The following is a 20631-nucleotide window of genomic DNA, read 5'->3' as shown; positions in this document are numbered from 1 at the left end:
TCAATCATGATCCGGATGCTGATGGCTGACGATGGTTGCCATCTTCTCCGGTCCGTAATTCTGCTGCGTGGTCTGGCTCGGCAGATTGGCGATGCCGACCACCCAGCCGAGGCGGGACTCGCTGCCATATTGCCGTGTCGGTACCACCCGGTCGGGACGGTCGAAAGCGCCGGTCATGATCTCGATGCGGTCGCCGTCGATACGGCCAAAGCTCAGCGGCGTGCCGCAGGCGGCGCAAAAGCCGCGTTCGGCGATGGAGGAGGAGCGGAAGAACGACGGTCGTCCCTTGGTCCAGGCGAAGTCCGTCCTGTTGATATCGGCAAAGGAAGCGAATGGCGCGCCGGCCGCTTTCTGGCACATCCGGCAATGGCAGATCGAGATTTTCGTCGGTGCGGTCGTGACGCCAAAGCGCACGGCCCCGCATTGGCAGCCGCCGGTGAGAACGGTTTTGCTGGTGTCGCTCATGCCTGCTCCATCCGTCGATAGGCGTCTTGCAGTGTCGCAAGCGCATCGCCTCCGGCGAAGACAAAACCGGTGACGCCGGCTGCGCGTAGGGTCGCCTCGGCATCGGTCGGGCGGCCTGCAAGATAGATATGCCGCCCGCCGGCCGTTTGCAGGGCCTTGGCCGTGGCTTCGGCGTGTTCCGCATAGACCTTGTCGCTGGAACAAAGACAGGCGAGCGCGGCGCCGGAGGCCTTGAAAGCGGCAGCCAGCTTGGCTGGATCGGCAAAACCCTCGCTGTCGATGGCCTGGATGCCGCCGGCCTCGAAGAAGCTCTTCGCAAAGGTCGCGCGCGCCGTGAAATCGGCAGGCGTGCCGAGATTGGCCAGGAACACCTTTGGCCGGGCGCCACGCGCCTTCAATGTCGCATCGGATTTGTCGCGGAGCGCCTCGAACGGTTCCGCCAGCCGGATCGGTGGCAGCGCCTCGAACTTGTATTTCTGTTCACCGTAAGGCGGAAGCGCGACCGGCATCGCCTTCAGCACCGCCGTCTCGCTCTCATGCAGGTTCGGAAACTCGCTGGCGCCGGTCAGGACGTCGCGGCGCTTTGCGATGTTGGCGTCGCGGGCCTTTCGCGCGACTGCGACCTTGCTCTGGAACACGCCTTGCTGAAGTGCGGCGAAGGCGCCGCCGGCTTTCTCGCTCTCCTGGAACAGCGCCCAGGCGGCGCCGCAGAGCTGCGCCGTCAGCGTCTCGATGCCGCCTGCGCCCGCCGCGGGATCACTGACCTTGGCGAGGTTGCTTTCCTCCAGCAGCAGAAGCTGCGTATTGCGTGCGACGCGGCGCGCGAACGGATCGGGCAGGCCAAGCGCGAGCGTATGCGGCAGCACGGTGATCGCATTGGCACCGGCAAGCCCCGCCGCGAATGTTGCGATGGTCGCGCGCAACATGTTCACGTAGGGGTCGCGCTGCGTCAGCATACGCCAGGCCGTATCGGCAGCAATGAACAGAGGCCTTGGCGTGAGCCCGCACGCCGTCTCGATACGTGCCCACAGCAGCCGCAAGGTGCGGAATTTCGCCATGGTCAGGAACTGATTGGCGTCGGCGGCGAGACGCGCGTAGACCATGCCCTGCGCGGCTTCCATCGGAATGCCGGCGCTTTCGATCGCGCGAAGATAGGCGACGCCGCAGGCGAGCACGAAGGCGAGCTCCTGCACCTCGGAGCCGCCGGCATCGTGGATCACGCGCCCGTCGGCGGACGTGAATGGCCCCTTGAAGCCCAGCGCAGCGAGGCCCTTGATGGCGCCGGCGACGGCGGGAACGATCTCGTCCCAGGCATAGGGGCTGTGACCCCACACCGCGCCGGCCGCGAGCGGATCGAGGCCGAAGCGGATGTTGCAGGCCGCGGGATCGAGGCCTGCGCTCTTCACATATTCCGCGACATGGATCGCGGCCATGCGCGATTGCGGTCCGATCTCGAGCTCGATGCCAATGCCGGCATCGAGATGAATGTCCTTCAACACTTTTGCGACGGCATCGGCCGACGGTTCCAGGCCGAAACCGCGCGCGCTATTGGCGCCAGCGAAGACCAGTGAAAGTCCCGTCGCGCCGTTCTCGAGATCCGTCAGCGCCTGTGCATTCGCGACCGCCGCGTCGGGATGGTCTATCCGCTGCATGACCTGCCAGGGCGCAGCCGCTGGCCGTCCTGCCACGGGCGCGACACCCTTGGCGCGCGGATAGAGCGGGTCGATCTTGATTCCGTCATAGGTCTTGCCGACCAGCTTCTCAAACGGCGCGCCCTTCAGCACGCCGTCGACCAGCTTGCGCCAATCCTCGACGGTCGCCTTGGGGAAATCCGCCGCCAGCGGCAGGTCGTCAGTCACGGAGGTCATACGGCGAGAGGCTCCCAAAACTCTTGTTGTTCGCAGGCGAAATTGCCACGACGGACCGCCCCTGCAAACGGTTGTTTTTGGTTAACCGGTATCCGGGAGCCGCTCAATGCCTTGCGTCGAGACGCTGGCAAGCCCGTCGCGCACACGAATGCCTGATATCACGCGCTCGGGCGCGATTTCGGCCAACGGCACCAGCACGAAGGCGCGTTCGAACAGGCGCGGATGCGGCAGGGTCAGGTCGGGCTTCTGCAAGGAGACATCGTCATAAGCGATCATGTCGAGATCGAGCGTGCGCGGCCCCCAGCGCCGCTCCTTGTCCCTGATACGGCCGAATTTTTTCTCGACCTTCTGCAGCACGAACAGCAGCGCGTGCGGATCGAGACTGGTCTCGATCTCGATGCAGGCATTGATGAAAGGCGCCTGGTCCTCGTCGCCCCAGGGCGGCGTCGCATAGTCCGAGGAGCGCGCGATCAATGCAGCTTGCGCCATGCCGCAGATATGCGCGATGGCCTTCCCGAATGTCGCGCGGACGTCGCCGACATTGCCGCCGAGTGCGATCAGCACGCTCGCCATATCAGGGATGCCGCGAGCGCGTCAGCATGATGCCGACGTCGTCGAAGATCGCGGCGATCGGCGCATGCGGCTTGTGCACCGTTATCTTCACGGCGCGAATGCGCGGGAAGTGCGACAGGATGGCATCGGCGACCGCGCCGGCCGCGCGCTCCAACAGCTTGTAATTGGTGTTCTTGAACGCCGCCGTCGTGGTCGCCACGACCTCGGCGTAGGACACGGTGTCGGCAAGCCTGTCGCTGCGCGAAGGCTCCGACAGGTCGGTATATAGTTCGAGATCGATGACGAAGCGTTGGCCGACCTCGGTTTCGTGATCCATCACGCCGTGGCGGGCGTGGATCGACAGGCCGGTGACGAAAATCGTATCGGTCATTGCTTGCTCTCGATTGCGTTCGCGACCCGCAGGGCCTGCAAGGTCTCGGCGACGTCATGGGTCCGGATGATTTTTGCGCCACGCTGCGCGGCGAGCAGATGCGCGGCGATCGAGCCCGCGAGCCGCCCCGATGGCTCCGACGGTGACACCGAGGCGATGAAGCGCTTGCGCGAGGCGGCGACCAGGATCGGCAGGCCGAACATCTCGAGCTCGCGCAGCCGTGCCAGCGCAATCATGCTCTGCTCGGCCGTCTTGCCGAAGCCGATGCCGGGGTCGAGCACGATCTTCTCGCGCGCGATGCCGGCCTTTGCCGCGATATCCAGCGAGCGCAGGAAGAAGGTTTTCATGTCCGTGACGATGTCGATGGTGGGGTCGGCATTGTCGCGGTTGTGCATGACGATGACCGGAACGCCCCTCGCAGCGACCAGCGGTGCCATGGCGGCGTCGCGTTGCAGGCCCCAGACGTCGTTGACGATCGCCGCGCCCTGCTCGAGCGCGAAGGCCACCACCTTCGCCTTCATGCTGTCGATCGAAACCGGCGCGCCGAGGGCCACCACGCCTGCCAGCACCGGCTTCAGCCGGGCGATCTCGTCGTCCGCCGTGACCGGCTGGGCGCCCGTGTAGGGCCGGGTGGACTCGGCGCCGATATCGATGATGTCGACGCCATCGGCGATCATGGCTCTGGCTCGCGCGAGCGCCTGCTCGGGCGCGATGAACTTGCCGCCGTCGGAGAAGGAGTCCGGGGTGACATTGAGCACGCCCATCACCGCTGGAATCGGCCGTTCCAGCAGGGTCCTTAGCACGTCAGCCCTGGCCGAGCCGGCCGGCGGGACGGATGGGGAGGGCGAGGCATTCATGCGCGTGGCTTTGCGCGGTCGGGCAGGGGGAGTCAAGACGGGACTGGTGCGATCCGGTCGTTCCGATGCGCTCCGGCGCCCAAGAGGGAGCGATGTTCTTGCCCACACTCCGTCATTGCGAGCGCAGCGAAGCAATCCAGACCGTCACCGCGGAAAGATTCTGGATTGCTTCGCTGCGCTCGCAATGACGATCTGGGACCAGCGGTACCTATTTTCCCAGCTTCGCCCGCGGCTAATACGTAATCTTCGGCTGAAGCTTCTTCGCCTTGGCGATGATGTCGCCGACCGACTTCTCGGAAGGCAGGATGCGGAGGAGCTTTTTCTTCTCGTTGGCGTCCCGCATGCTCTGGGCGAGCCTGGCCGGATTCCGATAGGCGAGCTCGCGCACGGTGGTGACGCCGGCGGCGCGAACGAGGCCGACCTTGGCCCGGCCCATGCCGGGGATGCGCATGTAGTCGGAGACGTTGGCCCATTCCAGCAGCTGCTGCTCGCTGATGCCGGTCTTGGCGGAGAGCGCCTTGCGGCCCTTCACGGTTGAAGCGGCCTCGAGCAGCGCATCGGTGGTGCGGATTCCTTGCGCCTTCAACTTGTTGGCGGCAAAGGCCGACAGGCCCTCAATCTCGGAGATCGGATATGTCATGATGCTTGATATGAAATGCGTGGCTTCAGGCGAACTGGCTGAGGCCCGGCGTCCCCGCGATGATCTTGCCCATCTGATCAGCTCCGATTTTGTCTCGGCCGTAGCGGAAAAGTTCACGGGCGATGTTCTGAATTTCGGACATGCCAAGTCCGAGGCCCATCAGGCGCGTGCCGACCGCCATCAGGCCACCACCCATCAGCCGCGATAGTCCGCCGCTGCTCCTGGATGCCTCGATCGCGGCTTCCGCGCCGGGAATCTGATCGATGAGGGCCTGCACGCTGTCGGACGGACCCTCACTGCGGAGGAAGCCCAGGATAATGCCGACGGTCTTTTCAGCGACAGCACCATCTATGCTGGCGTTTGTCGCCAGCCGTCCGATCAGCTCGTCCATAACGCCCGCCCCTCAGCCGGTTTGCTTGCCGGAGTATTGCTTTCGAAAAATGATCTTGAGCCGGTGTGAAGTGAAATTCAAGCGATGAACGCCGGTGTGACCCTCGAACGCGCGAAAAGTGTTGCAGCGATGCAAGAGCGGAGATGGAATTAGCAACAAATTGCCGCGGTGCGAACGCGCCGTTGCTACTTTCGAACGATGCCGTCCGTTCGTGTCCGACAATGTCGCACGTCCAGCTCGCATCGATGGCGCGTTGAATGGTTTTAATCGACGCACGACATGCGTTAAACTACGGAACTGGTGCATTCGAGTCTCAAGACGCGAGACCTGCAGAGAGATCAGAGAGAATTATGACCGTACAGGACAGCAAGCTCGGCGACACCGACGACAAGATCTTCGTCGGCAAGGGAGACGAGCAGGCCTGGCTGACGCTGGCGCTCGCCAATCGCCACGGCCTCGTCACGGGTGCAACTGGAACCGGCAAGACGGTGTCGCTGCAAGTCATGGCGGAAGGATTTGCGCGCGCCGGCGTTCCGGTCTTCGCGTCCGACATCAAGGGCGACCTCTCCGGCATCTCCGAGGTCGGCGTGCCCAAGGATTTCATCCTCAAGCGCGCCACCGAGATGGGACTGACGTTCCAGCCCGACCAGTTCTCGACGGTGTTTTGGGACGTGTTCGGCGAGCAGGGACACCCGGTGCGGGCGACCGTCACGGAAATGGGGCCGCTTCTGCTCGCGCGCATGCTCGATCTGAACGACGTGCAGGAAGGCGTGCTCAACGTCGCTTTCCGCGTCGCCGACGAAGCCGGTCTTGCCTTGATCGACATGAAGGACCTTCGCGCGTTGCTCGACGCCATCGTGCCCGATAGCGGGAAGAAGGGAGCGGATGCGGAGCAGGATCCGCTCGCCCCCATTCGCAAGGCCGCCCAGGGCTTCGGCAACGTCAGCAAGGCGACCGTCGGCACCATCCAGCGGCAGCTCCTGGTGCTGGAAAACCAGGGCGGCACCAAGTTCTTCGGCGAGCCGGCGCTGACGCTGAAGGATTTCATGAAGACCGACCGCGACGGCCGCGGCATGGTCAACATCCTTGTCGCCGACAAGCTGCTCCAGAGCCCGCGGCTGTATGCGACATTCCTCTTGTGGATGCTGTCCGAACTGTTCGAGGAGCTGCCCGAGGCTGGCGACCTGCCCAAACCCAAGCTCGTGTTCTTCTTCGACGAGGCGCATCTTCTGTTCAACGACGCGCCCAAGGCGCTGATGGACAAGATCGAGCAGGTGGTGCGTCTGATCCGATCCAAGGGCGTCGGCGTCTACTTCGTGACGCAGAACCCGATCGACGTGCCCGACCGCGTGCTCGGGCAGCTGGGCAACCGCGTCCAGCATGCGCTGCGTGCCTTCACGCCGCGCGACCAGAAGGCGGTCGCCGCCGCGGCCCAGACCTTCCGGCCCAATCCGAAGCTCGACACCATCAAGGCGATCATGGAGCTCGGCAAGGGCGAGGCGCTGGTCTCTTTCCTCGAAGGCAATGGCACGCCTTCGATGGTCGAGCGGGTCATGATCCGGCCGCCATCGGCTCGGATCGGACCGATCACGCCGGAGGAGCGCAACGCGATCATGGCCGCAAGCCCGGTCAAAGGCAAATATGACACCGCCGTCGATTCCGAGTCTGCCTACGAGATTCTTCAGAAACGCCTCGCCGGCACCGCGGCAACGGCCGACGGTTCGGCGGGTGGAAACGGTGGCGGCATCCTCGGCCAGATCGGCTCGATCGTGGGCACCATCTTCGGCACCAACGTCAGGCGTGGCCGCCTGTCGACCGGCCAGGTCATTGCGCGCGACGTGACGCGATCGGTGACCAACCAGGTGATCGGGGGGATGGCCGCCAATATCGGCAAATCGGTCGGCGGCCAGCTCGGTGGCTCAATTGGTCGCACGCTGGTGCGCGGCGCGCTCGGCGGGTTGCTGCGACGCTAGGCAGGTCCTGTTCGAGGCGATTGGCCGGTCGGATACTTCGTCCCGCGCGCGGGCTGAGGTCAGATCACCGCCGGCACAAATTGCAGTGAGGGACTCTCCAAGCATCCGTTCGTCTGGTACGTGCTAGTCTGCCGCTGACTGGACCGCACCCGTGACCTCGATCGCCCCGTTAGCCAAACCTGATCCGCCGAGACGCCTGTCGCTGCGTGCGCCGCTGGACCTGCTTTTCCTGTTCTGCTGCGTCCTCCTGACTGCGGACGTGCTTGGTCCCGAGATTTTCGGCCGCGGCAAGACCAAGGACTACGCGCTGTGGTACTGGGCCGGGCAGCAGGTCTTGCAGGGGCAGCCGCTCTATCCTGGCTCGGCCCGCGCGTATTTCGACTTCATCTATCCACCGCTGCCGGCGATCCTGCTGGCGATCCCGAGCTGGTTCGGCAAGATCCCGCTCTATGTCGTGCTGTCGATCCTGAATGCCGTGGCGTGGTGGTACGCCGGGACGTTCTCTCACGTCCTGGTCGGATCGGGCCGCAAGCCCGGTCCCTGGCTGGAAGCGCTGCCCGCCATCGTGACCGTGACCTTCGTGTTCGACATGTTCGACCTCGGTCAGCCGAACCTCGTCCTGCTGGCGATGATGCTCTACGGTTTCTGGAGTCTGCGGCAGCAGCGGTCGTGGCTCGCGGGCTTCATGTTCGCGCTCGCCATCGCCATCAAGGTGTTTCCGATCGCGGTGCTGCCCTATCTGGCGTGGCGGCGGAAGTGGGCGGCCGTCGTCGCGACCGTCGCCTTCAGCGGCATCCTTCTCTACGTCGTGCCGGCGCCGATCCGCGGCTTCGAGCGCAATGCGGCCGAACTTGCGACCTGGTACCAGGCCATGGTCGGGTCGAGCTCGGAAAAAGGCTTTGGCCAGCGCGGCGAGCAGAACTGGTCGTGGGTCAACCAGTCCCTGATTGCCGTCACGCATCGCCTGGTCCGGCCGATCAACTACAATCAGGAAGATCCCAACAAGCCACCGCGGACGATGAACGTCATCGACGTCGACTACAGCACGGCGAACTGGATCGTGCTCGCGCTGTCGGTCGTGCTCGGGCTCGGCTTCGTCGCCATCATGCCTTCGCAAGCTCGGCGAACGGCGCGCTCCGATGCCGAGGAGCTCGGCATCCTGTTCTGTCTGATCACGATTGCCTCGCCTCTGGCGCGGCAATACTACTTCATGTGGCTGTTCCTGCCGATCACCGTGCTGACGTATCGGGCCGCCTTCGACGCGCGGGCGCATGTGCGGCTGGGAACCTGGCTCGCTTTGGGCGCGGCCGGCATCCTCATGCTGCTGTCGCTGCCGTGGTTTCCCAATGTCCTCCAGGCCTGGGGCAATAACCTCATGGCTACCGGCATTCTCGCAGGTAGCCTCGCTTGGCACATCCGGCATCCGCCGGTTGTGGCTGGCTCCGAGCCGGCGGCAGGGCTAAAAGCGCAGACGTCTTGAAATTCACAAGCCAGGAACACGCCATGTCCAACGCGCAGCTTCAATCCGTGCTCGACCACATCGACAAGGATTTCGACAACAGCCTGGAGCGACTGTTCTCGCTGTTGCGGATCAAGTCGATCTCGGCCGATCCGGCCTTCGCCGCCGATTGCAAGGCGGCGGCCGAGCATCTCGCCAAGGACATCGCGACCCTCGGTGTCGCCACCGAGGTGAGGCCGACCGCCGGTCATCCCGCCATCGTCGGCAAGACCGGGGCAGGCGGACGCCCGCACGTGCTGTTCTATGGTCATTACGACGTGCAGCCGGTCGATCCGCTCGATCTCTGGCACCGTCCGCCGTTCGAGCCCGTCGTCACCGATCATGCCGATGGCCGCAAGATCATCGTCGCGCGCGGCGCCGAGGACGACAAGGGCCAAGTCATGACCTTCGTCGAGGCCTGCCGCGCCTGGAAGAAGGTGACGGGCTCGCTGCCGGTCGACGTCACCTTCCTGATCGAGGGCGAGGAGGAGGTCGGCTCGAAGAATTTCGTGCCGTTCATCGAGGCCAACAAGGACGAGTTCAAAGCCGATTACGTGCTGGTCTGCGACACCGGCATGTGGGACCGCAACACGCCGGCGATCACGACCTCGCTGCGCGGCCTGCTCTATGAAGAGCTCAAGGTCACGGCCGCCAATCGCGACCTGCATTCCGGCGTGTTCGGCGGCAGCGCGATGAACCCGATCCGCGTGCTCACGAAAATTCTGGGCGGCCTGTTCGACGACGACAACCGCATCACCATCCCCGGCTTCTATGACGGCGTGAAGGACCTGCCGCCCGATATCCTGGAGCAGTGGAAGAAGCTCAACCTCACGCCGGAGATGTTCTTGAAGCCGATCGGGTTGTCGATCCCGGCCGGCGAGAAGGGACGGCTGCTGATCGAGCAGGCCTCCTCGCGCCCGACTTGTGACGTCAACGGCATCTGGGGCGGCTATATCGGCGAAGGCTCCAAGACGGTGATCCCCTCGCACGCATCGGCCAAGGTCTCGTTCCGCCTGGTCGAGGGGCAGGATCCCCAGAAGATCCGCAAGGCCTTCCGTGACTACGTGACGGCGCGTATTCCCGGCGACTGCAAGGTCGAGTTCGGTGACCATTCCGCCGCGCCTGCGGTCGCGCTCGACTGGAACATGAAGCCGCTTGCCGCCGCCAGCAAGGCGCTGACGGAGGAGTGGGGCAAGGAGACCGTGCTGATGGGGTCCGGCGCCTCGATCCCGATCGTCGCCGACTTCAAGCGCACGCTCGGCCTCGACTCGCTGCTGGTCGGCTTCGGCCTCGACGACGACAACATCCATTCGCCGAACGAGAAGTACGACCTGCGCAGCTTCCAGAAAGGCATCCGCTCCTGGGCGAGGATTCTCGCGGCATTGGCGGAGGTGAAATGACGCACGGTGCCGTAGTCCCGTAGGGTGGGCAAAGGCGCGCTCTTCGCGCGCCGTGCCCACCATCACTCAGTGATTGCGAAAGAAGAAGACGTGGGCACGCTTCGCTTTGCCCACCCTACGAGACCCCAATCCTCGGTGCGTAGGGTGGATTAGCCGAAGGCGTAATCCACCAACTTTTGCGTCCGCATAGAGAGAATAGGTGGATTACGCTTCGCTCCACTCTACGAGACCTCTCCCCGTCATTGCGAGCGAAGCGAAGCAATCCAGAATTCCTCTGCGGGGCCAGTCTGGATTGCTTCGTCGCTTCGCTTCTCGCAATGACGGGTGCAGAGACGGCAGGGCCAAATAAAAACGCCGCCCGGAATTGGGCGGCGTTTCATTCCAGAATGTGCAGAGGTAGGTGAGAACTACCCTACACGAAATCCCGAAAATCTCAAGACCGGTAGCCCGGAAGCTCGCGGTCGAGCTTGCGCAGCAGCGGCGGCCACACGAGGTTGGTTGCGCGCAGCTCGGCGCGGTCGCGGTTGGCGAGCAGCTCGGTGTTCTTGTCGATCGCGACGTCGTCGACCGGATAGACCGGCGTGCCGAGCGCGCGCGTGCGCACCTGCATCGAACAGGCGCGCTCGAGGTGATACATGCGCTCGAATGCGGAGGCGACCGAGCGGCCGACCGTCAGCGTGCCGTGGTTGCGCAGCAGCATGTGGTTGTGGTCGCCGAGGTCCTTCTGCAGCCGCGGCCGCTCGTCATGGTCCAGCGCAATGCCCTCGTAGTCGTGATAGGCGAGGTCGTGGGTGACGAGCTGAGCGGTCTGGTTGAGCGGGAGCAGCCCTTCCGCGCTGCTCGACACCGCGGTGCCGTCGAGTGTGTGGAGATGCAGCACGCAGATCGCGTCCTCGCGCACCTCGTGGATCGCCGAATGGATGGTGAAGCCGGCCGGGTTGATGCTGTATTCGCTCTCGGAGAGCTGATTGCCGTGCAGATCGACCTTGACGAGGCTGGACGCCGTGATCTCGTCGAACATCAGTCCGTAGGGATTGATGAGGAAGTGATGGTCGGGGCCGGGCACGCGCGCGGAAATGTGAGTGTCGACCAGGTCGTCCCAGCCGTAGAGCGAGACGAGGCGGTAGCAGGCGGCGAGATTGACCCGTTGCTGCCATTCGGCCTCCGTCATGTTCGACGGCACTTCCTTGAGGCGCGCTTCCGCTGGCGACATGGCTGATTTCTCCGAACATCGTTGTTGCGGGGAGGGAGCGTAGTCTTGGGAGACGCCGGCAGCAAGGCGCGCAAAGCGCGCGGCAGTTCAGCGTAGCCCGCATGGAGTGTAGGCGTCGTGCGGGATCGCCCGGCTACGGGTCAGGAGAAAATTATTATGGCGCCGGGATCGACAGCAGGCTGGAAATGCTGCGGCCGCGGATGTCGTAGACGCGGGCGAACACCACGTCGTCGCGCTTGATCTCGACCATGACTGGTGCGGTCAGGCCCTTGCAGTAGAACTCGCCGAGCGTCATCGCAAAGTCGGCCGCGTTGGAATCCCAGCCGATGGTGAAGTCGGGCCCGAGCGCGACCTGGGCCGGGCGCTGCGGACCGCATACCGCGACCTTCCATTTGCGATTGACGGGCGGCACTTCCTGGCGCTCCACGAGCTGCTCGCGCAGTTCATCGGAGGCCTGCTTCAGCGCCAGGCCCCAATAGTCCAGCATGAAGCGGTCGTCGGCGCCGCGAACGGTGCCGGCGATGTGGTTGAAGTGGGTGTATTGATAGGGGTGCAGCCGGATCATCTCGGCCAGCGAGAGCGCAAGGCCGAAGCAGAAGGTGGCGAGCACGACCGGCTGCCAGGTGCGGTGATTGGTGCGCAGGCGCTCCATGGTCCAGGCGAAGGCGACGCCGCCGAGCACCGCCATCGGCGGGATCACGAAGACGAAATGGCGGATGCCGTTGTAGAGCGCCGGCCGCTTCACCATCGCGATTGCGAGCGGCAGGGTCGCGGCGAGCGTCAGCATCAAGAGGATGGTCTTGCGGCGGGCGGGAACCCCGCGGCGCGGCAGCAGCGCGAAGGTGCCGATCGCAGCGCCGGTCATCAGCACCAGCATCACCTCGGGCAGCTGGAGCGCGAACAGCGTCGGCAGATAGGACCAGGGCATGTCGGGCACGGACACGATCGCGCCGTCGAACATCTCCTTCCAGGGCTTCTCGAAGAAGTGCGAGAAGTAGGTCAGCGCCTCGAAGGGATTGCCGGGCTCCATGATCGACCACGGCCAGATCAGGCCCATCACGAGGTAGCCGAGCACGAGGCCGGGTAGCAGCACATAGACGACATGGGCGAAGCGACGGACCGACTCGCGCAGGCCCTCGGTGCGCAGCTCCTCCAGGAACAGCGGCATGAAGCCCAGCACGGCGTAAACCAGTGCGAGACCGCCGAGAACGCGGCAGCCCAGCGAAAGACCGGCACCCAAGCCGACGATCAGGATCGTGCGCGGCGAAGGCTGCGGATATTCCTCGGCGAGCCGGACGAGGCCCAGCATCAGGGTGATCATGGCCACCGCGAAGGGCGCATCCTTCGGGTTCATGAACATGTGGCCGTAGAAGATCGGACACAGCGCGAGCAGCAAGAGCGCCGCGAGCCCTGCAAGGGGGCCGCCGATGCGGCGGCCGAGCCGCCACGTCACCGCAAGTCCGATCACGCCGACGAAGGCGCCGACCAGACGTCGCGTCTCGAACAGCTCGAGTGGAATGATCTTGTGCAGGAGGGCGGCGACCATGTCGAAGCCGCCGCCATACATGTAGAGATTGGCGAAGGAGAGCGCCGCGGTGTCCCTGAAGCCGGAACCAAACATGCGCAGCAACAGATCGGCATATTCAGCGTGGGTGTAATCGTCCCAGCCGAGCCCGTAGTCGCGGAAGGTCAGACCTGCAATGACGGCGACCGCAGCCAGCACCAGCATGGCGAGATCGTCGCAGGTACGTTCGACCGAGCGCCGCAGAGGCGTGTCGATCGCCGAGGTCGTGATGGATGTCATGGCTATTGGCGCCCCGGAATCCCCTCTTGGCCCAGCTGGTGCGCGCGGACCTGCTCCCCGGAATCCCTATAGCGCAGTTCCATTATCAAGTAATTGGGCATTATGGCTAAATTCCTGATGCGACGCAGCAAATCCAGAAACTTGGAGCATTGTAGCTGTAGCCAAGCTCAGCTGAAGGGAATGTGAATAAGTCCCTGATTTCCTTCTCTTTAGGAACAGCGCGCACAATTGGTCGTTGGCGTGGAACACCGTATGACGGTATCGTGGCGCGACGAGTGTCGCGTGTGGATACGCGGCGGGGGTGAATTCGATGGCCTTGGCATTGTTGATCGTGGGGATTTTCGCCGTTCTGGCGGGCCTCCTTGCGATCCTGTTTGGTTATACCGTCAGGGAATTCAGTGTCGGCAGCACCCTCATAATCTCCGGAACCATCGGCGTCTGCACCGGACTGTTACTGGTCGGGCTGCATCTCCTGCTTCTCGAGCTGAGGGGCATCGCCCGCCGGCTGGCTGCCGGATTGGCTGCGCCGTCCGAAGTTCGGGTCAGGCCGGTGCTGCCGGGCCTGGCGACACCCGGCGCGCCTGCGCCCGAGCCGGCGCTTACCTCGGCTGCCAAGGTCGAACCGGCGCCGCCACCGGCCGCAGGGGCTCCGCCGTGGCAGAGCGAAGCCGCCACGCGCGAGCGCCCGCGCATCGAGCTGCCGGAAGCACCAACGCCTGCTGCCGCTCCGGAAACGCCGCGCCGCCGCAATTTGCTGTTCGCCTCGACCTCGCGCAAGGAGCGCGAGCGCGCGGAGGCAAAAGTCACCGAAGGCCCGCCGCCGCCACCCCAAGAAGAATTCGCAGCGCCCGCCGCGCAGGACGTTCCGCCTGCCAGTTTCGACGACGCCTGGCCGAAGCCGGAGCGCATGCGTCCGCCGGAGCCGCCGGTTACCGCGCGTCGTCTGCCACCGCGCTCGCCCTCGACCTTTGCGGAAGCTGCTCCCCCGCAGCCGCCCGCACCTGAGCCGGCGGCTGCGCCCGAGCAACCGCCCGTCACCGTGCTCAAGTCCGGCGTCGTCGATGGCATGGCCTATTCGCTCTATTCAGACGGTTCGATCGAGGCGCAGATGCCGGAGGGCATGATGCGCTTTGCCTCGATCGACGAGCTGCGCGCCCATCTCGACCAGCGCGGCTGAGACGGCCGCGCCCAAGTAAAGCGCCGCCGTTCACCAGTAATCGGCTCATCGTCGTTGATTGTGATGTTTCACCCGAACGTGTTGTTGACACGGAATACTTCGGCGTCGTCTATCCGTGCGACGCAAGGCGGAGAAAGGGCGGGTCGCATGTCGGATCCGGCGAATAAGAATTTCATCGAGCTGACGGCGAGCATCGTGTCGGCCTATCTCAGCAACAATCCGACGCCCGCGGCCGAGATTCCGAACCTGATTAGCCAGGTGCATGGCGCCTTGGTGCGGATCTCGTCGGGGCGCACCGAGACGCCGCCGCTCGAGCCGGCAAAGCCGGCGGTCTCGCTGAAGAAGTCGATCGCGCCGGACTATCTGGTGTGCCTGGAGGACGGCAAGCGCTTCAAGTCGCTGAAGCGCCATCTGCGCACCCAGTACAACATGACGCCCGAGCAATATCGCGAGAAATGGGGCCTGCCGGCAGACTATCCCATGGTCGCGCCGAACTACGCGGTGGCGCGCTCGCAGCTGGCGAAGCAGATGGGACTGGGACAGCAGCAGCGGAAGCGGAAGTAGAACCGGCCACGGATCTGGTAGGGTGGGCAAAGCGAAGCGTGACCACGACTTCGAGTGCGATTGGAGAAAGCTGGTGGGCACGGCGCAAAGGCGCCTTTGCCTACCCTACGAAACTTCCGCGAGCGCTTCTTTCGCGTCGGTCTTGATGCGCTCGACCATCGAGCGCAGTCCGTTGGACCGCTGCGGCGTCAGATGATCGCGAAAGCCGAACTCGTTGAACACCGCGATCGCGTCGGTATCGAGGATCTGCTGCGGCGTGCGGCCCGAATAGAGCGCGAGCACGATCGCGACCAGCCCGCGCACGATATGCGCGTCACTGTCGCCGCGATATTTCAGGATCGGCGCGCCATGGCCGCGGTCGACCAACTTCTGGAGCCAGACCTGGCTGACGCAGCCTTGCACCTTGTTCTCGGCGGAGTGCTCGGCCTCCGGCATCGGTTCCAGGGTACGGCCGAGCTCAATGACGTACCGGTAGCGGTCGTCCCACTCGTCCAAAAGCTCGAAATTGTCCCTGATGTCGTCGATCGTCGTCATGTGGCCCGTGGTTCCCGTTCGGGCTAATATAGGGACGGAAAGCCGTGAAATCGATAGGGTTTGGGGGCTAATTCGCCGTCGCAGGTCCGCGCCATTCCAGCGCGAGGTCGTCCTGGGTCAGCGTATCGCGCGGGGCCTCGCTCGGGGCGGCATCACCTTCCCCGGCCAGCGCGATCGAGCCGGTATGGTCTGGCGCCTTCTTGTCAGTCTTCTCGTGCTTCTCGTTGGTGATCTGCTCTTTCTTGTCGTTGATGATCTGATAAAGCTTGCGCGCGCCGTCCTGCGCCCGCTGGCCGATGATGGCCGCGGCCTGGCCGCCGACCTCGCAGGCTGTCGGCTGGCGCTTGCAGAACTGGCTCGCGTCGGAGACGGCCGCAGTCGCAGCCTGCACCGCGTCGGCAGCGCCGATCTGCGGCAGCTTTTCCGATTCGGGAGTCTTGTCCCGCGGCAGGAGCACCAGCACCAGCCCGAGCCAGAATGTGATGCGGAGCAGAAAGCGCATCTTGCGACCTGTATGTTAGATCCCGCCCGCGGCGATCTCCGCGGGATGTCGGACCTAGCAGCCCTCGATAAATCGCAAGTGATTGCCTTGAGCTTAATTCGCGGAAAATTTACGCAAGATTCTTCGGGATCGACGTTCCAGTAAATTTTCGATTGACGCGCGCGCCGGTGATTCTGCCGGCATCCCGCATCCACCAATTCGAAACCATGCGGAGCAACGTGAAACCCTGTGTTCACCATCCTCGCGGATGACATCGCCAAATCGTCTAAAAAGCCTCGCGATGACGCGGTGTCCGGCCGCACGCCGCACCGCCTTAGCACTCGTTTAAGGTCGCTCTGACACGGTGACTCAACGACAAGGAGGCGTTCCGGCGCGTCTTCTAAAGACGATTGGGCCGAAGCGCGAGACCCGTGACAGTTTTGAGTATCATCCGCGATTGTCTCGATGCACTGCTGCATCCCTCCGCGCGTTACGATGCGCTGACGCGAGCGCGCCATCGTGCTTTCATGGCGCCGCGGCTGCTCGGCAGCCTGGCCGCCTTTGCCGCATTTCCGATCTATCTCGTCCTGCGCGGCGCGCCGAGCGCGATCGAGGTCGCCGCCTTCGCCTGGCTGATCGCGCCGATCCTGTTGTCCTGGTTCCTGTCGCGCACCGGCCGCTATGAAGGCGCGCACGTCTTGTCGTCGCTGGCGCTGGCCAGCCTGATCATGGCGATTGCGGCTACCACCGGCGGCATCGAATCCTTCGCCGCGATCTGGTTGGTCGTGGTTCCGCTCGAAGCGGCGCTGTCGGCCTCGCGCCGCGTCGCGGCCTTCGCCTCGCTGCTCGCGCTGTCCTGTGCCGGAATCCTGATCCTCGTCAGCCAGCTCGGCTGGCTGCCGCTCGACCAGCTGAACGCCGCAGAACGCGGCGTATTGATGGCGCTCGGCGTCGCGTCGGCGACGCTCTACGCCGCCGGCCTCGCCTTCGGCGCGGAATCGCTCGCGCGCACCAGCGTTGCGCTGCTGTCGCGCGAGGAAGAGCGCTATCGCCTGCTCGCGCGCAACATGAGCGACGTCATCTCGCGGCACCAGCGCAATGGCGCGGTGCAGTTCATCTCGCCGGCGGCGGAGGCCATGCTCGGCGTCTCCGCCGCGCAACTGCTCGGCCACGGCCTGTTCGATCGTGTCCACGTCGCCGATCGGCCGGCCTATCTCACCGCTTTGTCGGATGCGGCGCGCGGTGACGTGCGCAGCGTCGAGTTCCGGCTGCGGCGGGAGCCGGCCGGCTCCGAGCGCGGCCAGATCGACTTCATCTGGGTCGAGATGCGCTGCCGCCCACTCGATCCGGACAAAGGGCGTGACGTCACGCATGAAGCCGAAGTCGTCGCCGTGATGCGCGACGTCACCGACCGCAAGCTGTCCGAGCAGGCACTGGATCAGGCCCGCAGCGCGGCCGAGGCGGCCGACGCCGCCAAGACGCGCTTCCTCGCCACCATGAGTCACGAGCTGCGCACGCCGCTCAACGCCATCATCGGCTTCTCTGAGATGATCGCGCAGGAGCAGACCCTGATGCTGGGGGCGGCCCAGCGCAAGGAATACGCTCAGCTCATCAACGATTCCGGCCAGCACCTGCTGTCGGTCGTCAACGGCATCCTGGACATGTCCAAGATGGAATCCGGCAATTTCGAGATTGCGTCAGAGCCGTTCGCGCCGCGCGCCTCGCTCATGCATTGCTGCAATCTGCTCGCGCTGAAGGCGCGGGAGAACGGCATCGATCTCATCACCGATGCGCCGCAGGACCTGCCCGTCATGACCGGCGATCCCAGGGCCTTCAAGCAGATCGTGCTCAACCTCGTTGCCAACGCCATCAAGTTCACCGAGCGCGGCGGTCAGGTCACCGTGACTGCGGCGGTGTCGGGTTCACAGCTTGCGCTGCGCATCAGCGACACCGGCGTCGGCATCGCGCCCGATGATCTCAAGCGCATCGGCGCGCCATTCTTCCAGGCCGGCAAGACCTATCAGCGCCGTCACGAAGGCACGGGCCTTGGCCTTTCTATCGTGAAGAGTCTCGTGGCGTTGCATCTCGGCGAATTGACGGTACAAAGCAGGCTCGGCGAGGGCACGGCCGTCACCGTCAAGCTGCCGCTCGTCTACACGGCGCCGCTAGCCAAAACGTCTGATAAAAAGACATCCGATGAGAAGGCGAACGAGAGCAAGATCGCGACCCTGACGCCGGTGCTGCGTCAGGAAACTCAGAACCAACCCGCTCTGGTGAAGAAAAGTGCCTAAGAAGTCTGCAAAGGACGAACCCGCTCCGCGCCGTCGTGGCGCCAAGGCCGCGGTCATCGATGTCGAGACCGAGCGCAACCTCGTCATGCGCGTGCTGCTGCACAGCCCCAAGGATACGCTGGCCGGCCTCGTCGCCGTCGCGGCGGTCGCTGCGATCGTTGCCAATGCATTGTTCCTTCAGACCGGCCGGCATCCCGCGCCGATGTTCGGCACGGTGATCAATCTACCCGCGCCATCGTCCGCTTCGCTGTCGAACCCCTTGCCGCGTCCGCGTCCCGTCGGTGCCGACACCTCGCCGCTCGAGCCGCGAGCGACGGAGTTCCGCGCCGAGCCCAAACCTGTCGAGCGCGCCGCCGAGAAGCCGCCCGAAAAGCCTGTCGAGGCGACCGCCTCGACCCGCTCGAGCGATCCGATGACCAATCTGGTCAAGGCGACGACCTCGGCGCCGCCCTCGGCCCTGCGTCCGCCGGCGCCGATCCCGCTGCAGAGCCCGGCCGCGCGGCGTATCGCCGGCGTGCAGCGCGCGCTGTCCGAATACGGCTACGGGAACTTGAAGATCACGGGCACGATGAGCGGCGAGACCCAGTCCGCGATCCAGAAATTCGAGCGCGAGCACAAGATGCAGGTCACCGGTCAGGTGTCTGACCGTCTGCTGCGCGAACTCGGTGCGGCGATCGGCCATCCCGTCGATTAATTCCACGCGCGTGCGAAGGCTGGTGCTGACTGCGCCACTCGCCTATCGTTCGACTCATGCGTTTGAAATCCAACATTTGGGTGGCGGCTTACTTGCGCCGCTGCCAGACCGAGGGCGTGTTCGGCGCGGTGCGCCGCCGCGGCGCCGAGGAGGCGGGCGCGGTGTTCGTCAAGGTGTCACTGCTTGACGGCAATGCGATGCTGTATACGCCTGCGCCGCAGACCGTCTATGACGACGGCCGGCCGGTCGATCGCTTCTTCGTGCCGGTCGCGCTGCAGCCCCTGCCGGACCACACCATCGAGGAACGGCTGACCAAGGAAGTCCGCTTCGATCCGGACGCCTGGATCGTCGAGACCGAGGACCGCGCGGGGCGCCACTTCCTCGAACTGGCGAAGACCTGATCAGCGTTCCGATGATCCGCCGGTGCCGGTGCGCACCGTCGAGCTCGAGCCCGGCTGTACGCCCGGCCGCGTCTGGCCTGCGCCCGCACGCGCGCGTTGACGCTCGCTGTCATGCAGCGCGGACTGATACTTTGCGCGGGTGACGGCGAGCGTCGAGCCGCGCCAGGCCGCCAGCATCACCAGCGCCGAGCGGTCGCTGAGGCGGTCATAGAGCCGCGACAGCCGGTACACGTCGTTCACGGAGGTGCCGATCTCCGGCTTGAAGAACAGCAGAATGCGCTGGAAGACCGGGCTCGGCATGTCGAGCGCGCGCGCGGCGACCGCGAGCGCTTCGCCGCCGGCATCGTCGACGATCTGGGCCGCGACGCGCGAGGGCAGGATCAGGCTGTCGCCGAGCTCGAAGGTGAAGTTCTCGACGTCGCCCGCGATCGCCGCCATCTCCAGGATCTGGATGGCGCGCTTGGCGCGCACGGTCGGAATCCGCGGCGCGGCCTTCAGCGGGGTCTGCGCGAGATTGTGCAGGATCAGCGCGCGCTCGGAGGCGCCGGCGCGGAAGAACATGTCGTGGATCTCGGCGGCGTCCTTCGGCTGCATCGCCATGTTGGAGGCCATGCGCTGCTCGGCCTCGGTCGGCCTGCGGACCGGGGCGGGTGCCGGCGGCGGCGTCGGAATCTCGCGCGCCAGCGGAACCCTTCGGCCTTCCTGGGCAGCCACCAGTCCGAGCTTCTGGAGAATCGGGACGGGCGTCGACGGATAGGTCGCAAGCCGGGCCTTGACGGCCGCGCGCGTCGCATCGTCGACCTGGTCGATCAATCGGGTGGCGAGCTCGACGAATTGGCGCTGCTCGTCGTCGCTGTGGACGCGTGTCTGGACATAGAGGTCGGTCAGCACGCGCAGCAGCGTCGGGCGAACGTCGACGCCTTCGCGACGGGACAGGGTCATCAGCCCGTCGAATCCGGGAAACAGCGATTTGGTCATGGAGAGATACGCGACCTGGAAGAGATACTCCTCCGCAACCTATCGCAGGCTCCTTTAAAGGCTCGTTAAGGAAAACGAGGCGTGAAGTTGATCCCTAAATTTAAGTGTTGTCGTGCCGCAACGGGACGCCGCGCCAAGATCCGCCGAGGCCCCGTGCGGCTACGGTTCGGAAGAGGCGTTTACATCCCGTTAACCATGAACTGATCTTAATGCATGCATGTTGCATGAACGCGTCCGGTCGCGCGGCATTTGATAGAGAGCTGATATGGGGACCATTATCGAATTTCCGGCCGGTCGCCGGGCAGGCTCGTCGGGGGATGCCACGCCGCGCGCGGAAACGGGAACGATTGTGATTCTCCCCGTGATCCGTATCGAGCGTGAGGCGGACGAAACCAGTGGCGATCGCGGGCCGGAGCAGGGCACAGCGCCGGGGCGCCGTCGGCGCCGTCGCTGACGTCC

21 protein-coding genes are annotated in these 20631 nt (G+C 64.8%); 9 read left to right on the top strand and 12 right to left on the bottom strand.

The features are described from left to right. The 7 genes from NLM27_RS19810 to NLM27_RS19780 form a co-directional block, all read right to left on the bottom strand. Nucleotides 1-465, bottom strand: coding sequence for a GFA family protein (locus tag NLM27_RS19810; RefSeq protein WP_254144903.1), 465 nt, complete (start codon nt 463-465; stop codon nt 1-3). After that, nucleotides 462-2333, bottom strand: a complete 1872-nt coding sequence (locus NLM27_RS19805) for a methylmalonyl-CoA mutase family protein (RefSeq protein WP_254144902.1) — start codon at nt 2331-2333, stop codon at nt 462-464. The genes NLM27_RS19810 and NLM27_RS19805 overlap by 4 nt, the downstream gene beginning before the upstream one ends. A gap of 81 nt (nt 2334-2414) precedes the next feature. Beyond that, nucleotides 2415-2906: a 2-amino-4-hydroxy-6-hydroxymethyldihydropteridine diphosphokinase gene (gene folK, locus NLM27_RS19800; protein ID WP_254144901.1), complete on the bottom strand. Its 492-nt coding sequence runs from the start codon at nt 2904-2906 to the stop codon at nt 2415-2417. A gap of 1 nt (nt 2907) precedes the next feature. Then, entirely contained in the window at nt 2908-3276 is a 369-nt protein-coding gene (gene folB / locus NLM27_RS19795) for a dihydroneopterin aldolase (RefSeq protein WP_008553485.1), read from the bottom strand. Next, the gene (gene folP / locus NLM27_RS19790; RefSeq protein ID WP_254144900.1) at nt 3273-4133 is read right to left on the bottom strand and encodes a dihydropteroate synthase; all 861 of its coding nucleotides are present in this window, start codon (nt 4131-4133) and stop codon (nt 3273-3275) included. Before folP ends, folB begins: the two co-directional genes overlap by 4 nt. A 232-nt stretch (nt 4134-4365) precedes the next feature. Further along, a complete protein-coding gene (locus NLM27_RS19785) occupies nt 4366-4773 on the bottom strand; it encodes a DUF4332 domain-containing protein (RefSeq protein ID WP_254144899.1) in 408 nt (135 codons plus the stop codon). A 25-nt stretch (nt 4774-4798) separates the two neighbouring features. Continuing rightward, the gene (locus NLM27_RS19780) at nt 4799-5164 is read right to left on the bottom strand and encodes a DUF2267 domain-containing protein (RefSeq protein WP_254144898.1); all 366 of its coding nucleotides are present in this window, start codon (nt 5162-5164) and stop codon (nt 4799-4801) included. Between the two features lie 350 nt (nt 5165-5514). Here NLM27_RS19780 and NLM27_RS19775 point away from each other — a divergent pair, with 350 nt between their 5' ends. The 3 genes from NLM27_RS19775 to NLM27_RS19765 all read left to right on the top strand — a co-directional run bounded on the left by NLM27_RS19775 (nt 5515) and on the right by NLM27_RS19765 (nt 10035). Beyond that, nucleotides 5515-7137 (top strand): helicase HerA-like domain-containing protein, encoded by a 1623-nt coding sequence (locus NLM27_RS19775; RefSeq protein ID WP_254144897.1) that lies wholly within the window; start codon nt 5515-5517, stop codon nt 7135-7137. Between the two features lie 151 nt (nt 7138-7288). Beyond that, on the top strand, nt 7289-8617 hold the full coding sequence (locus NLM27_RS19770) for a glycosyltransferase 87 family protein (protein ID WP_254144896.1): 1329 nt from the start codon (nt 7289-7291) through the stop codon (nt 8615-8617). 23 nt (nt 8618-8640) lie between these two features. Beyond that, a complete protein-coding gene (locus tag NLM27_RS19765; RefSeq protein ID WP_254144895.1) occupies nt 8641-10035 on the top strand; it encodes a M20/M25/M40 family metallo-hydrolase in 1395 nt (464 codons plus the stop codon). A 433-nt stretch (nt 10036-10468) separates the two neighbouring features. Here NLM27_RS19765 and NLM27_RS19760 read toward each other — a convergent pair whose 3' ends face one another. Further along, complete coding sequence (locus tag NLM27_RS19760) at nt 10469-11248, bottom strand: class II aldolase/adducin family protein (RefSeq protein WP_247496511.1); 780 nt, start codon at nt 11246-11248, stop codon at nt 10469-10471. Nucleotides 11249-11402: 154 nt separating this feature from the next. Next, on the bottom strand, nt 11403-13052 hold the full coding sequence (locus NLM27_RS19755; protein ID WP_254144894.1) for a glycosyltransferase family 39 protein: 1650 nt from the start codon (nt 13050-13052) through the stop codon (nt 11403-11405). Nucleotides 13053-13362: 310 nt separating this feature from the next. Between NLM27_RS19755 and NLM27_RS19750 the strand changes: the two genes are divergently transcribed. Then, nucleotides 13363-14229, top strand: coding sequence for a DUF308 domain-containing protein (locus NLM27_RS19750; protein ID WP_254144893.1), 867 nt, complete (start codon nt 13363-13365; stop codon nt 14227-14229). Between the two features lie 147 nt (nt 14230-14376). Next, the gene (locus tag NLM27_RS19745; RefSeq protein ID WP_254144892.1) at nt 14377-14793 is read left to right on the top strand and encodes a MucR family transcriptional regulator; all 417 of its coding nucleotides are present in this window, start codon (nt 14377-14379) and stop codon (nt 14791-14793) included. 105 nt (nt 14794-14898) lie between these two features. Here NLM27_RS19745 and NLM27_RS19740 read toward each other — a convergent pair whose 3' ends face one another. Further along, a complete protein-coding gene (locus tag NLM27_RS19740; protein WP_254144891.1) occupies nt 14899-15327 on the bottom strand; it encodes a SufE family protein in 429 nt (142 codons plus the stop codon). A 67-nt stretch (nt 15328-15394) separates the two neighbouring features. Further along, nucleotides 15395-15829 (bottom strand): DUF5330 domain-containing protein, encoded by a 435-nt coding sequence (locus NLM27_RS19735; RefSeq protein WP_254144890.1) that lies wholly within the window; start codon nt 15827-15829, stop codon nt 15395-15397. 410 nt (nt 15830-16239) lie between these two features. Here NLM27_RS19735 and NLM27_RS19730 point away from each other — a divergent pair, with 410 nt between their 5' ends. From NLM27_RS19730 to NLM27_RS19720, 3 genes are read left to right on the top strand one after another with little or no spacing between them, the layout of a single operon-like run. Continuing rightward, nucleotides 16240-18099, top strand: a complete 1860-nt coding sequence (locus NLM27_RS19730) for an ATP-binding protein (RefSeq protein ID WP_254144889.1) — start codon at nt 16240-16242, stop codon at nt 18097-18099. Continuing rightward, nucleotides 18092-18793, top strand: coding sequence for a peptidoglycan-binding protein (locus NLM27_RS19725; protein ID WP_254144888.1), 702 nt, complete (start codon nt 18092-18094; stop codon nt 18791-18793). The genes NLM27_RS19730 and NLM27_RS19725 overlap by 8 nt, the downstream gene beginning before the upstream one ends. A 56-nt stretch (nt 18794-18849) precedes the next feature. After that, nucleotides 18850-19194 carry a DUF1491 family protein gene (locus tag NLM27_RS19720; protein ID WP_254144887.1) on the top strand — a complete coding sequence of 115 codons (345 nt, stop codon included), beginning with the start codon at nt 18850-18852 and terminating at the stop codon, nt 19192-19194. On the opposite strand, the gene NLM27_RS19715 is transcribed toward NLM27_RS19720, so the two are convergent. After that, on the bottom strand, nt 19195-20172 hold the full coding sequence (locus NLM27_RS19715) for a DUF2336 domain-containing protein (protein WP_254144886.1): 978 nt from the start codon (nt 20170-20172) through the stop codon (nt 19195-19197). A 265-nt stretch (nt 20173-20437) separates the two neighbouring features. Here NLM27_RS19715 and NLM27_RS19710 point away from each other — a divergent pair, with 265 nt between their 5' ends. Continuing rightward, a complete protein-coding gene (locus NLM27_RS19710) occupies nt 20438-20626 on the top strand; it encodes a hypothetical protein (RefSeq protein WP_254144885.1) in 189 nt (62 codons plus the stop codon). Nucleotides 20627-20631 lie beyond the last annotated feature (5 nt).

Source organism: Bradyrhizobium sp. CCGB12 (assembly GCF_024199845.1).
Taxonomy (GTDB): Bacteria; Pseudomonadota; Alphaproteobacteria; order Rhizobiales; family Xanthobacteraceae; genus Bradyrhizobium.
Note: the sequence above shows the minus strand (reverse complement) of the source record. Positions and strands in the feature narration are given on the sequence as shown.

Coding starts and splice junctions, on each gene's coding strand:
- NLM27_RS19810 (WP_254144903.1), bottom strand. CDS start 465: ATGAGCGACACCAGCAAAACCGTTCTCACCGGCGGCTGCCAATGCGGG.
- NLM27_RS19805 (WP_254144902.1), bottom strand. CDS start 2,333: ATGACCTCCGTGACTGACGACCTGCCGCTGGCGGCGGATTTCCCCAAG.
- folK (WP_254144901.1), bottom strand. CDS start 2,906: ATGGCGAGCGTGCTGATCGCACTCGGCGGCAATGTCGGCGACGTCCGC.
- folB (WP_008553485.1), bottom strand. CDS start 3,276: ATGACCGATACGATTTTCGTCACCGGCCTGTCGATCCACGCCCGCCAC.
- folP (WP_254144900.1), bottom strand. CDS start 4,133: ATGAATGCCTCGCCCTCCCCATCCGTCCCGCCGGCCGGCTCGGCCAGG.
- NLM27_RS19785 (WP_254144899.1), bottom strand. CDS start 4,773: ATGACATATCCGATCTCCGAGATTGAGGGCCTGTCGGCCTTTGCCGCC.
- NLM27_RS19780 (WP_254144898.1), bottom strand. CDS start 5,164: ATGGACGAGCTGATCGGACGGCTGGCGACAAACGCCAGCATAGATGGT.
- NLM27_RS19775 (WP_254144897.1), top strand. CDS start 5,515: ATGACCGTACAGGACAGCAAGCTCGGCGACACCGACGACAAGATCTTC.
- NLM27_RS19765 (WP_254144895.1), top strand. CDS start 8,641: ATGTCCAACGCGCAGCTTCAATCCGTGCTCGACCACATCGACAAGGAT.
- NLM27_RS19760 (WP_247496511.1), bottom strand. CDS start 11,248: ATGTCGCCAGCGGAAGCGCGCCTCAAGGAAGTGCCGTCGAACATGACG.
- NLM27_RS19755 (WP_254144894.1), bottom strand. CDS start 13,052: ATGACATCCATCACGACCTCGGCGATCGACACGCCTCTGCGGCGCTCG.
- NLM27_RS19750 (WP_254144893.1), top strand. CDS start 13,363: ATGGCCTTGGCATTGTTGATCGTGGGGATTTTCGCCGTTCTGGCGGGC.
- NLM27_RS19745 (WP_254144892.1), top strand. CDS start 14,377: ATGTCGGATCCGGCGAATAAGAATTTCATCGAGCTGACGGCGAGCATC.
- NLM27_RS19740 (WP_254144891.1), bottom strand. CDS start 15,327: ATGACGACGATCGACGACATCAGGGACAATTTCGAGCTTTTGGACGAG.
- NLM27_RS19735 (WP_254144890.1), bottom strand. CDS start 15,829: ATGCGCTTTCTGCTCCGCATCACATTCTGGCTCGGGCTGGTGCTGGTG.
- NLM27_RS19720 (WP_254144887.1), top strand. CDS start 18,850: ATGCGTTTGAAATCCAACATTTGGGTGGCGGCTTACTTGCGCCGCTGC.
- NLM27_RS19715 (WP_254144886.1), bottom strand. CDS start 20,172: ATGACCAAATCGCTGTTTCCCGGATTCGACGGGCTGATGACCCTGTCC.
- NLM27_RS19710 (WP_254144885.1), top strand. CDS start 20,438: ATGGGGACCATTATCGAATTTCCGGCCGGTCGCCGGGCAGGCTCGTCG.